Here is an 11868-nt window from a genome sequence, read left to right as displayed (position 1 = left end):
CACACCCGTTCCCATCCCGAACACGGCAGTTAAGCTTCTCTGCGCCGATGGTAGTGGAGGATTTCCCTCCGCAAGAGTAGGACATTGCCAGGCAACCAAATAAGTCCATTAGAGAAAAATTTCTCGGTGGGCTTATTTTTTATTTATTTTAATAAAGTGACAGTTCATTGTAAGGTCTTTTTCATATTTTCAAAAAGACACAAAGATGGATAATCGCACATATAATAAAAGAAAACAATTGTTGTCTATCACATTAAAATGCTAAGAATCTTGTATATGAAATATCAGATTAGGGAAAGATAATGATAAATCATATGGGGGTGGGAAAAATGCATGAGTCTACATTAGAGACTTGTATTATTTGTGAACAACGTAAAAAGAAAGGTATTCATCTTTACACGTCCTTTATTTGCATAGATTGTGAGAAGGAAATACTTCAAACAGATACAAATGATGCTAAATATCAATATTTTATTAAACGTTTAAAATGTGTAGCCAAACCTGAAATATTTTCATAATAAAAATAAAACATGAATGAAGTGGAATAGATAACTAATCACCATTTTCCTCTTTCTATTCCCTCTACATATAGTACAATTTTAAATAGAGAATGAAATGCTTTTTTATCAGCAGAAAAGATTGGAAGATCGCAATCCAATAAGATTGATGAAGTAGAGAGGATTATTTTTGATGAATCAAAATCAAATGCCATTATATGATTTTATGAGTCATTTTAGTGAGCAGCAGCCAATATCTTTCCATGTTCCAGGACACAAAAATGGTTTTTTGCTTGATGCCCTGCCTGTTAAACGGGATTTTAGACATTTTTTGAAGTATGATGTTACAGAGCTGCCAGGGTTAGATGATCTCCATGCACCAGAGGGGATTATTGCTCAGGCAGAAGCGCTTTTGTCTGATTTTTATCAAACAGTAAAGAGTTATTTTCTTGTAAACGGTAGTACAGTTGGAAATTTAGCGATGATCCTTGCTCTATGTAAAGAAGGAGATACTGTATTTGTACAAAGAAATGCACATAAATCAATATTTCATGCTTTAATGTTAGCAAAAGTACAACCTATTTTTCTCTCCCCAGAAATTGATCAAACTCTTGGTGTTGCCGGAGGGTTGTCGATAGAGGCGGTTAAAAAAGCTTTTGAACAGTATCCAAATGCAAAAGCCTGTATCTTTACTTATCCTCATTACTACGGTTTAACATATGATTTAAAATCCATGATTGAGGTTGCCCATGCACATGGATCTTATGTATTAGTGGATGAGGCGCATGGACCCCATTTTATTTTAGGAGAGCCATTTCCCCCATCAGCTATTTCACTAGGTGCTGATATCATTGTTCAGTCAGCACACAAAATGCTGCCAGCAATGACGATGGGTTCTTTTTTACATATAAATACTACAGCAGTCGCAATCGAGAAGGTAACCTTTTATTTAGGGGCATTGCAATCAAGCAGCCCTTCTTATCCAATTATGGCTTCTCTTGATATGGCCCGCTACTATTTATCTAGTATGACGAAGGACGATATCTGCTATACGATACATGAAAGAAACTCTTTTGTAAAACAACTACATAAAAACGATGGTATAATCGTTCAAGAAAAAGAACAAATGGATCCACTAAAAATCGCCCTTCGTTTAAGAGGCATTTCTGGATACGAGTTGCAAGAGCGGTTTATAAAAAATGGAATATATCCTGAACTGGCTGATCCTTATCAAGTTTTATTAGTATGGCCATTGTTAAAGAGTGGCTGCACCTTTCCTTCTAAAGAAGCGGCAGAAAAAATAAACAAGAGCATAAGTGATGTTAATATTAATAGAAAAGAGGATTCGGAAAAGTACAATGATCATTTTGGAGATGGATTGTTTAAGGGGCTGGAACTTTCCTATCAAGAAATAGAAAATCGACAAATAAGATGGGTGCCATTAGAAAAAGCGGAAAATGAAATTGCTGCTAAAATGGTGATTCCTTATCCTCCAGGTGTACCATTATTGATAACAGGTGAAAAAATTTCTCGTAAAACATTGATGCAGCTCCAATTTTATATCAAGATGGGGGCAAAATTTCAAGAAGATGATGCTCGATTTCAACAAGGATTCATTGCGATATTTATTTAGTTTTTCATAGGATATGGAAGTTTTTTTGATAATAGGGTTCTATCTCCAAAGGTTGACGTTATGTGAATACTTTGCACAAAGCTCTTTTACGACGTAAACTTGAACAATGGACAAGACAGATAGATTATAGGATTAGCGGAGGTTTATTATATGTCAGGATTATTTATTACGGTTGAAGGACCAGAGGGAGCGGGAAAAACAACCATTCTTCAAAGGCTTGCTGAATCATTAGCAAATGAAGAAGAACGTGATATTGTTTTAACTCGTGAACCTGGTGGGATTCCGATTTCAGAGCAAATTAGGGATATAATTTTAGATAAAAAAAATGTCGAAATGGACGCTTGGACGGAAGCATTGTTATATACTGCTGCCAGAAGACAGCATTTTGTTGAAAAAATTCTTCCTGCATTAGATAGAGGAGCAATTGTCCTTTGTGATCGATTTATTGACAGTTCTTTAGCATACCAAGGCTATGCAAGAGAACTTGGAATTGATGAAATTTATCGGATGAATCAATTTGCCATTCAAGATATGATGCCTGATTTAACATTATATTTCGATATTTCCCCGGAATTAGGATTGCAGCGGATAGAAAAACATCGAGGCAGGGAGCAGAACCGTTTAGATATGGAAACATTGGCCTTTCATCATAAAGTGCGAACAGGCTATCAGTTGCTTCTAGAAAAGTTTCCAAATCGTATTTTTAGGATTGATGCTAGTGAACCAATAGATATTGTTTATGAAAAAGTAAAGCAAAAGATAGCAATGTTTATAAAGAACAGCTGCAGCTAGCCGAATATATATATGATGATGTTAGATTTTTAATACTGATAGCTTTTTAGAGCCTATGTTGTTTTTTAAGAAAAACCTTACATTAAAAACGATAATAATGGCATGCTTTTCATTATTTTCAGTGACTTCATGTGGTAGAAAGGAAAAATCTTGATATAATAAAGAGAATAAGAAAGGAACGAATTTATTTTTACGAAAGGGTGAAACATGATGAAGTTAATTTTAGCGGTTGTGCAAGATCAGGATAGCAATCGATTGTCCAGCGCCTTAGTAGAATACAACTTTAGAGCAACAAAGTTAGCTAGTACAGGTGGATTTCTGAAATCAGGAAATACAACTTTCATCATTGGAACAGAAGATATTAGAGTAGATAAATGTCTACAGGTTATTCAAGATAATTGTAAATCTCGTGAACAGCTGATGGCCCCTGTTTCACCAATGGGAGGGAATGCTGATTCGTACGTTCCTTATCCAGTAGAAGTAGAGGTTGGGGGTGCGACCGTATTCGTTCTACCTGTTGAACAATTTCACCAATTTTAATAATGAATAAATATATCAGATAAATCATCATGACAAAATTGGAGGCAATGAATGTGAAAATTAACCAAGACGTAAGAGTTGGTTTTGATAAAGGAATCCAAGATCAAAAACAAAAACATACAGGGAATATCAAATTTTCTGAACTTGTCCAAAAACACGATGAGAAGCTTCATGTGCAGCAATTGAATAAGCTGCTTGCTGAAATTGAAAAAGCGGGGGAACGATTAAATCGGTCGCAAACATTTAAGGAATTAACAAAATATAAAACATTAGTAAAGCGTTTTGTTCGTGAAACAGTTGATTTTGGCATGGATTTAAAACAATCCCATACTTGGAACCAGTTTGGAGAAGGACGGAAATTAAATATTGTCGAAACAATTGACAAAAAATTGGTTGAACTAACAGAGGAAATCATGGTTAAAGAGAAGGAATCGATTGATATACTTGGTAAAATTGGAGAAATAAAAGGCTTATTGATTAATCTCTATATGTAGTCTTGTCTCAGATACATCTAAATGAACATACAAAAGATCAAGAAGAGAGCGGTGAAAACGTGGCAGCACAATGGGATGAACTTGAAAAAGTACAGCCATTAGTCATGAGATATTTAAAAAACAGTTTGCAAAAAAAACGGATGGCTCATGCGTATTTATTTGAGGGAGAGCGTGGTACCGGAAAAGTACATGTTAGTTTAATGTTGGCCAAAAGTATTTTTTGTACGTCTCTTCAGGAAAATGATATTCCTTGTGAAGCGTGTGTCAATTGTAAACGCATTAACAATGGAAATCATCCAGATGTCCACGTACTGGAACCAGATGGATTATCAATTAAGACGGCTCAAATTGAAGCATTGCAGCAGGAATTTAGCAAAAAAGGGGTCGAGTCAAAACAAAAGCTCTATATGATCGTTCATGCAGATAAAATGACGACTAATGCTGCAAATAAATTACTGAAATTTTTGGAAGAACCTAATGCTGAAACGACTGCGATTTTAATAACTGAACAAGTGCAGCAAATACTCCAAACGATTATTTCTCGGTGTCAAACAATCTCATTTCGATCGCTGCCTCCTCAATTACTTCGTGCCAAGCTTCAAGAAGAAGGGATTCATCACGTGAAAGCATCGTTATTAGCGAATATGACAAACAGCGTTCAGGAGGCAGTTGCTTTAAATAATGATGATTGGTTTGTACAAGCACGAAAAATAGTGTTAAAATTATATAAAGCTCTCCATTATGACTCCTTATATGCAATGGTATCATTGCAGGAGGATTGGTTTATTCATTTTAAGGAAAGAAACCAGCTAGATAGGGGACTTGATTTACTCCTGCTTCTTTATAAAGATTTACTCTATATGAAGGTAGGAAAGGCTGACCAACTGATCTATCCAGATCTATCTCAACAATTAGAGGCAGATGCTTTACAAATTACGACGCGGCAACTATCAGAACGAATGGAAGCAATTTTGGAAGCAAAGCGAAAACTCAACGCGAATATGAATCCTCAGCTGTTGATGGAACAATTGGTTTTAAATTTGCAGGGGGGATCAACTTTTGTATGATGTAGTAGGTGTACGCTTCAAAAAAGCAGGAAAGATCTATTACTTTGCTCCAGGCCATCTTTCCATTGATAAAAATAATTATGTCATTGTGGAAACTGTTCGTGGGGTAGAGTACGGAAAAGTTGTCATTGAGCGGAAAACAGTCGGCGAGAATGATGTTGTTTTACCACTAAAGAAGGTTATTCGCATTGCCGATCAGAAGGATCGAATGATTGTTGAAGAAAATAAAAATGAAGCAAATAAAGCTTATGAGGTCTGCTGTGAAAAAATAGTTGAACATCAGTTGGATATGAAGCTTGTTGATGTTGAATATACATTTGATCGCAATAAAGTGATATTCTACTTTACAGCTGATGGTCGTGTTGATTTTCGTGAGCTAGTCAAAGATTTAGCTGCTATTTTCCGAACGAGGATTGAGCTCAGACAAATTGGAGTAAGAGATGAAGCAAAAATGCTTGGTGGAATAGGACCGTGTGGCCGAATGCTTTGCTGCTCGACCTTTCTCGGTGATTTTGAACCAGTATCGATAAAGATGGCAAAGGATCAGAATCTCTCATTAAACCCAACAAAAATTTCAGGTTTATGCGGGCGGTTGATGTGCTGTTTAAAATACGAAAATGATGAGTATGAGGCAGCTAAAGAAGAGCTTCCTGATTTAGGAACATTTATTAAAACGCCTGAAGGAGCTGGAAAAGTTGTTGGCTTGAATATTTTAGAACGTGTGCTTCAAGTTGAATTGCAGGAGCAAGAACGTGTTTTAGAATATACTATGGAAGAAATTTTAAATGAGGGCATTATATCCATCCAAGCCATAGACTAAAGAGGTGAGTTCTATGGATAAAAAAGAGTTCTTTGATTCAGTCATCAATATGGAAACCCAAATTGGTCAATTATATAAACAGTTGGGAGAGTTAAAGGAATATTTAGCGGAATTTCTGGAAGAAAACAACTCTTTGAAGCTGGAAAATAAACATTTGCGTCAACGACTGGAGCAAATAGAGAACTCCAATAATCAGAGAACCTCTTGTGACGAAGGAAATAGCGGCGAAGCTGATTCAGCTGAAGAAATGTTTGATATAGGGGAGGGCTATGATAATCTAGCTCGTCTCTATCAAGAAGGCTTCCATATTTGCAATTTTCATTTTGGCAGTCCGCGAAAACAGAAGGAAGATTGCTTGTTCTGTTTGTCGTTTTTAAATAAAAAATAAAGGGAAACTCATTTTTTAGTGAAGACGATTTGTTCGAAATAAGGGAAAAGAAGTTATACAAAGTAAGCTGATTTTCTCGTAATTTTTGAATGCACATAAAGCTGTTCAACCATTAATATGAAGGATGAACGACTTTTTTTAAAATGAGCCCTTTTTAATCGCCTTCCTTGTTGCCAGGAAGGCTTTTTCACGGAGGTTTTAAAGGAATGACTCTTGAATTAAAAGATGACGAACGATTGGATTATTTACTCGCAGAAAATCTAAGAATTATTCAAAGTCCAACGGTTTTTGCTTTTTCATTAGATGCGGTACTATTGGCGCGGTTTGCTTATTTGCCGATTCAAAAAGGAAATATCATTGATCTGTGCAGCGGGAATGGCGTTGTTCCGTTATTAATAAGCAAGCGGACGAAAGCAACGATTGTCGGAGTTGAAATCCAGGAAAGATTGTATAGTATGGCGATAAGAAGTGTTAAATATAACCGGCTTTCAGATCAAATAAAAATGATACATGGCGATTTGAAGGAAATGCCAGAGCAGCTTGGCTATGGAAAGTTTGATGCACTAACTTGCAACCCCCCCTATTTTATGACACCGCCAAGTGGAGATACGAATATAAATGAACATTTGGCAATTGCAAGACATGAGATGATGTGTACGTTGAAAGATGTGATTCAAGTTAGCAGTCAATTGCTAAGACAGGGAGGGAAAGCATCGTTCGTTCATCGTCCCGATCGGCTTTTAGAACTGTTAATGCTGATGAGAGAATATCAGCTAGAGCCAAAAAGACTAAGATTTGTATATCCAAATGAAAGCAAAGAAGCAAATACCATTTTAGTTGAAGGGATAAAAAATGGACGTACAGGTTTAAAAGTGTTGCCCCCATTGTACGTATATGATAGCGAAAACAAATATACTGAAGAAATGCGTGAGATGTTATATGGGCAAGAAGCATAATCATTTTTTTTATGTATTAGAATGTGCTGACGGTTCTTTTTATGGCGGCTATACAATTGATGTGCAGCGAAGACTGTCAGAACATAATGAAGGAATTGGTGCGAAATATACACGTCCCCGCCTGCCGGTTACATTGGTCCATTCAGAAGCGTATACAACAAAAAGTGAGGCAATGCGGGCAGAATATGCTTTTAAAAAGCTCAGTAGAGCAAAGAAAGAAATATATTTGCAGGAAGCTGGTGAGGTGGATGCACAGCCAAAAAAGCTTTAAAAATGACAATGAAGGAAAGCTTTATCTCGTTCCAACTCCGATTGGCAATTTGGAGGATATGACTTTTCGAGCAGTACGGATATTAAAAGAAGCTGATGTGATTGCTGCCGAAGATACACGCAATACGAAAAAACTTTGTCATTACTATGATATCTGTACGCCCTTAACAAGCTATCATGAACATAATAAGGATAAAAGTGGAGAGCGCTTATTAGAACGTTTGCAAAAAGGGGAGAAAGTAGCGCTTGTAAGTGATGCGGGAATGCCGACTATATCAGATCCTGGCTATGAATTGGTTGCGGCTACATTAAAAGCTCAAATTTCTGTTATTCCGCTGCCGGGAGCTAACGCAGGATTAACAGCACTAACTGCTTCAGGACTGCCAACTCAACCATATTATTTTTATGGCTTTTTAAATCGGAATAAAAAAGAAAAAAGAAAAGCTTTAACCTATTTACAAAAACAAACAGCTACTTTTATTCTATACGAGTCTCCATACAGATTAAAAGAAACTTTGCAGCTTGCTTATGACATATTAGGCAATCGCCGTATCACTATTTGTCGAGAGCTGTCGAAAAAATTTGAAGAGTTTTTAAGAGGAGATATAGAAAGTGCTTTACAGTGGGTAGAAGAAGAAGAAATTCGCGGAGAGTTTTGCCTCATTATTGAAGGAACTTCTGCTACTGAAGAAGAAAAAGATAGTAAAAACGAATGGTGGTCCCATTTAACAATAGAAGAGCATGTACAATATTACATAGAACAAAACAACATGATAGGAAAAGAGGCCATTAAACAAGTGGCTAAGGAACGAAACTTAACGAAACGTACTGTCTATCAAGCTTATCATAATCTTTAATTTTGTAAACAAAAAAGCATCTCTAGGATGCTTTTTTGTTTTTCAACTTAAATAATCACTAAGACTCCTACAACTGATCATGTAGGAGTTCAACCAAGTTTTGTATAAACATAGATGATTGCCAGTTTAACCCATACAAGGAAAGACAAACAGAGAAACTCTCACTAGGTGCATATTATTGTCATTTCAGCATCGCTTCTATGCTCATGCGCTCTTCATAAAAAATATGGGCTTTTTGTCATATCAATCATGCTTATTTATTATCTTGAAATGCACGTTGTATTTCTTGAATTAATTGGTCTGCGCCTTCACGGCTAAGAATTAATTTTCCACCAGCAAGCTGCTTATTATCATCAGAAACGTCGCCAGTGATATGACAAGTCATGCTAGGTTTATATTTCTTAAGAATGATTTTGTCATCATCCACGTAAATTTCGAGTGCATCTTTTTCTTCAATTCCAAGTGTGCGTCGAAGCTCAATCGGAATAACCACCCGACCTAATTCATCAACTTTACGTACAATACCTGTAGATTTCATCTTTTTAATCCCCTCTCCTTTTCTCACATTTTTTTAGAAGCATTATACAACCTTGAGATAACTAGAAAAATAGGACTGCTCGTAGTCTTTTTCCGTTTTTCCAAGAAGATAAACCTCTTTTAGTTAAAAATGGCACTAATTGGCGTTTCAAACTCCATGAATCGCCTTTTTTCGACATTTTTTGTGCTGACCTTATCATACCAGTCATTTCCAAATACGTCAATAATTAAATTAAAAAAATCATGAATAAATTACAAGAAAAAAAGATTTAAATAATGGATTAAATGGTAGTTATCGTTAATTATATTTCGAGAAATTTTAGAAGAAAAGAGAAAAGGCTTATTAAAGAAAAATAACCTCAAAGAGTGTTCTAGAAAAATACGCTGAAATCAGATCAAAGGCGCTTTTCATGATGAAATATTTTCCATTTGGTTTGATCTAGGTTTTTCTAGATAAAGAGAAAAACAAGTGATCGGGAAAAGTTGCGAAATAAACAAACTTTATGTATATTTTTTGGATATAGAGGGTTAAGATGAGATAATGGAAATGTATGCTTTTGAGATTGTTTCAAAAAGTTTTGAAAACAAACGGCGTGTTCGCACTTTGTTCGAAAAACATTGCTAGTAGAGGGAATCTCCCAGCTATGTTTGGAGCTTTTTGTTTTGGTTTCAATTACTTTTCACAATTTTTAAAAGCCATTTAAGAAAAGCCACTTATATCATAATGGTGGCTTATCTCTATTATCATGAGGCTTACTACAGATAAATTGGCTAGTTTGCAGTGGCTTCAATTTTCTTAAAGCTGATGTAATCATTTGGGAGGAGATATATATGAAGGAATCAGCAAAAACGTTTTATATTACAACACCCATTTATTATCCAAGTGGCAACTTACATATTGGCCACGCTTATACAACGGTTGCAGGTGATGCGATGGCCCGTTATAAGAGAATGCGTGGATATGATGTAATGTATTTAACTGGCACTGATGAACATGGCCAAAAAATACAACGAGTTGCTGCGGAAAAAGGAGTTACACCCCAAAGCTATGTAGATCATATTGTCAGCGGTATTCAAGAACTATGGAAAAAACTAGATATTTCTTATGATGATTTTATTCGAACTACGGAAGAGCGGCATAAACGGATTGTAGATAAAATTTTTAAGCAATTGCTTGATCAAGGCGACATTTATTTAGACGAATATGAAGGATTATATTGTACACCTTGTGAGTCATTTTTTACAGAACTGCAATTAATAGACGGAAAATGTCCTGATTGCGGCCGGCCTGTTGAAAAAGTAAAAGAAGCTTCATATTTCTTTAAAATGAGCAAGTACGCAGATCGTTTGCTTGCATATTACCAAGATAATCCGGGATTTATTCAACCTGAATCTCGGAGAAATGAAATGATCAATAACTTTATTAAGCCTGGATTAGAAGATCTTGCAGTTTCACGAACAACATTTGACTGGGGAATTCCAGTTCCTGGAGACCCTAAACATGTGATTTATGTTTGGATCGATGCTTTGTCTAACTACGTGACGGCATTAGGATATCAAACAGCAGATGATGAGAAATTTAAAAAATATTGGCCTGCTGATGTTCACCTTGTTGGGAAAGAAATTGTTCGCTTCCATACGATTTATTGGCCTATTATGTTAATGGCTTTAGATCTGCCATTGCCTAAAAAGGTATTCGCCCATGGCTGGCTGTTAATGAAAGATGGGAAAATGTCAAAATCAAAAGGCAATGTCGTGAATCCAGTGACATTAATTGATCGCTATGGTTTGGATGCTCTTCGTTACTACTTGCTCCGAGAAGTGCCATTTGGTTCTGACGGCGTCTTTACACCAGAAGGATTTATTGAACGTATTAATTTTGATCTTGCTAATGATTTAGGCAATTTGTTAAATAGAACAGTGGCGATGATCAACAAATATTTCGATGGTGAAATTCCTTCCTACCAAGGACCACTAACGGAATTTGATCAATCATTGCAGGATGCACATGCAGATGCTGTCCAAAAATATGAAGAAGCGATGGAAAAAATGGAATTCTCCGTTGCATTAACAATACTTTGGCAGCTGATCAGCAGGACAAATAAATATATCGACGAAGCACAGCCTTGGGTGCTAGCCAAAGATGAAAATAAAAAAGAACAATTAGCCAGTGTCATGGTTCACCTTGCAGAATCATTGCGCCGTGTTGCTGTGTTGGTACAACCATTCTTAACAAACACTCCTGAGAAAATCTTTGAACAATTAAGCATTTGCGAAGCACACTTGAAGACATGGGAAAGTCTTCATACATTTGGCGAGATTCCAAAGACGACAGTCGTCAAAAAGGGAGTGCCTATTTTTCCACGGTTAGATGTAGAGGCAGAAGTTGATTATATTAAGCAGCAAATGCAAGGAACGCTTGAAGGAAATAAAGAAAAAAATCAATCAAAAGAACAAGAAAAAAGTAAAGAAGAAATTACAATCGATGATTTCATGAAAATTGAGCTTCGTGTCGCAGAAGTGATTCATGCTGAACCAATAAAGAAAGCAAACAAATTATTAAAATTACAGCTTGACTTAGGATATGAAAAAAGACAAGTTGTATCTGGGATTGCCGAATATTATGAGCCATCGGAACTAATTGGGCGTAAATTAATATGTGTCGTGAATTTAAAACCCGTCAAGCTACGCGGTGAACTATCACAAGGAATGATCTTAGCAGGAGAAAAAGATGGCGTCCTCTCTTTAGCAAATGTAGACCAGTTTTTGCCAAATGGAACACTTGTAAAATAAATTTAATATTTGAAACAAAAATTTACCTAATAGTAAAATACATAGAGATCTTTCACAAGGAAGAAAATGTTGTAAAGACTCTATGTTATTTTTATGAAAAAAGACATTTTGTGTGGGAGTATATATTATAGAAGAAACTCGATTTATGAATAGATAAAATATCAAATTTTCAAGTCAAAAAACAAGAAATAAAAACGATGGATAAAGAAGAAACTATCTCCATT

13 protein-coding genes and 1 rRNA gene are annotated in these 11868 nt (G+C 35.9%); 13 read left to right on the top strand and 1 reads right to left on the bottom strand.

Annotated features, from left to right (window positions below; all coding sequences use genetic code 11):
• The 12 genes from rrf to rsmI all read left to right on the top strand — a co-directional run.
• A 5S ribosomal RNA gene (rrf, locus tag J2S08_RS18930) occupies positions 1-93 on the top strand; the annotation flags it as partial.
• Between the two features lie 236 nt (positions 94-329).
• On the top strand, positions 330-518 hold the full coding sequence (locus tag J2S08_RS18925; RefSeq protein WP_307232334.1) for a sigma factor G inhibitor Gin: 189 nt from the start codon (positions 330-332) through the stop codon (positions 516-518).
• Between the two features lie 172 nt (positions 519-690).
• Positions 691-2130, top strand: a complete 1440-nt coding sequence (locus tag J2S08_RS18920; RefSeq protein WP_307232332.1) for an aminotransferase class I/II-fold pyridoxal phosphate-dependent enzyme — start codon at positions 691-693, stop codon at positions 2128-2130.
• Between the two features lie 150 nt (positions 2131-2280).
• Positions 2281-2922 carry a dTMP kinase gene (gene tmk, locus J2S08_RS18915; protein ID WP_307232330.1) on the top strand — a complete coding sequence of 214 codons (642 nt, stop codon included), beginning with the start codon at positions 2281-2283 and terminating at the stop codon, positions 2920-2922.
• A 210-nt stretch (positions 2923-3132) separates the two neighbouring features.
• Positions 3133-3462 (top strand): cyclic-di-AMP receptor, encoded by a 330-nt coding sequence (locus J2S08_RS18910; protein WP_307232328.1) that lies wholly within the window; start codon positions 3133-3135, stop codon positions 3460-3462.
• 53 nt (positions 3463-3515) lie between these two features.
• Positions 3516-3956 carry a YaaR family protein gene (locus J2S08_RS18905; protein WP_307232327.1) on the top strand — a complete coding sequence of 147 codons (441 nt, stop codon included), beginning with the start codon at positions 3516-3518 and terminating at the stop codon, positions 3954-3956.
• A gap of 59 nt (positions 3957-4015) precedes the next feature.
• Positions 4016-5023, top strand: coding sequence for a DNA polymerase III subunit delta' (holB, locus tag J2S08_RS18900; RefSeq protein ID WP_307232325.1), 1008 nt, complete (start codon positions 4016-4018; stop codon positions 5021-5023).
• Positions 5016-5843, top strand: a complete 828-nt coding sequence (locus tag J2S08_RS18895; RefSeq protein WP_307232323.1) for a PSP1 domain-containing protein — start codon at positions 5016-5018, stop codon at positions 5841-5843. The genes holB and J2S08_RS18895 overlap by 8 nt, the downstream gene beginning before the upstream one ends.
• Positions 5844-5856: 13 nt before the next feature.
• Positions 5857-6231 carry a DNA replication initiation control protein YabA gene (yabA, locus tag J2S08_RS18890; protein WP_307232321.1) on the top strand — a complete coding sequence of 125 codons (375 nt, stop codon included), beginning with the start codon at positions 5857-5859 and terminating at the stop codon, positions 6229-6231.
• A 206-nt stretch (positions 6232-6437) separates the two neighbouring features.
• Positions 6438-7187, top strand: coding sequence for a tRNA1(Val) (adenine(37)-N6)-methyltransferase (locus J2S08_RS18885; protein WP_307232319.1), 750 nt, complete (start codon positions 6438-6440; stop codon positions 7185-7187).
• Positions 7171-7458 (top strand): GIY-YIG nuclease family protein, encoded by a 288-nt coding sequence (locus tag J2S08_RS18880; protein WP_307232317.1) that lies wholly within the window; start codon positions 7171-7173, stop codon positions 7456-7458. The genes J2S08_RS18885 and J2S08_RS18880 overlap by 17 nt, the downstream gene beginning before the upstream one ends.
• A complete protein-coding gene (gene rsmI, locus J2S08_RS18875) occupies positions 7436-8314 on the top strand; it encodes a 16S rRNA (cytidine(1402)-2'-O)-methyltransferase (protein WP_307232315.1) in 879 nt (292 codons plus the stop codon). Before J2S08_RS18880 ends, rsmI begins: the two co-directional genes overlap by 23 nt.
• A gap of 253 nt (positions 8315-8567) precedes the next feature.
• On the opposite strand, the gene J2S08_RS18870 is transcribed toward rsmI, so the two are convergent.
• Positions 8568-8852 (bottom strand): AbrB/MazE/SpoVT family DNA-binding domain-containing protein, encoded by a 285-nt coding sequence (locus tag J2S08_RS18870; RefSeq protein ID WP_307232313.1) that lies wholly within the window; start codon positions 8850-8852, stop codon positions 8568-8570.
• Between the two features lie 830 nt (positions 8853-9682).
• On the opposite strand from J2S08_RS18870, the gene metG reads away from it, so the two are divergent.
• A complete protein-coding gene (gene metG / locus J2S08_RS18865) occupies positions 9683-11644 on the top strand; it encodes a methionine--tRNA ligase (RefSeq protein ID WP_307232310.1) in 1962 nt (653 codons plus the stop codon).
• Positions 11645-11868 lie beyond the last annotated feature (224 nt).

This window comes from Bacillus chungangensis (genome assembly GCF_030812995.1).
GTDB lineage: Bacteria > Bacillota > Bacilli > Bacillales > Bacillaceae_C > Bacillus_CF > Bacillus_CF chungangensis.
The sequence above is the reverse complement of the archived record's forward strand: the minus strand, read 5'-3'. Positions and strand labels throughout refer to the sequence as shown.

Bases quoted from the DNA above. Each gene is read 5' to 3' on its own strand.
- J2S08_RS18925 (WP_307232334.1), top strand. From the start codon at position 330: ATGCATGAGTCTACATTAGAGACTTGTATTATTTGTGAACAACGTAAA.
- J2S08_RS18920 (WP_307232332.1), top strand. From the start codon at position 691: ATGAATCAAAATCAAATGCCATTATATGATTTTATGAGTCATTTTAGT.
- tmk (WP_307232330.1), top strand. From the start codon at position 2,281: ATGTCAGGATTATTTATTACGGTTGAAGGACCAGAGGGAGCGGGAAAA.
- J2S08_RS18910 (WP_307232328.1), top strand. From the start codon at position 3,133: ATGAAGTTAATTTTAGCGGTTGTGCAAGATCAGGATAGCAATCGATTG.
- yabA (WP_307232321.1), top strand. From the start codon at position 5,857: ATGGATAAAAAAGAGTTCTTTGATTCAGTCATCAATATGGAAACCCAA.
- J2S08_RS18885 (WP_307232319.1), top strand. From the start codon at position 6,438: ATGACTCTTGAATTAAAAGATGACGAACGATTGGATTATTTACTCGCA.
- J2S08_RS18880 (WP_307232317.1), top strand. From the start codon at position 7,171: ATGGGCAAGAAGCATAATCATTTTTTTTATGTATTAGAATGTGCTGAC.
- rsmI (WP_307232315.1), top strand. From the start codon at position 7,436: ATGCACAGCCAAAAAAGCTTTAAAAATGACAATGAAGGAAAGCTTTAT.
- J2S08_RS18870 (WP_307232313.1), bottom strand. From the start codon at position 8,852: ATGAAATCTACAGGTATTGTACGTAAAGTTGATGAATTAGGTCGGGTG.
- metG (WP_307232310.1), top strand. From the start codon at position 9,683: ATGAAGGAATCAGCAAAAACGTTTTATATTACAACACCCATTTATTAT.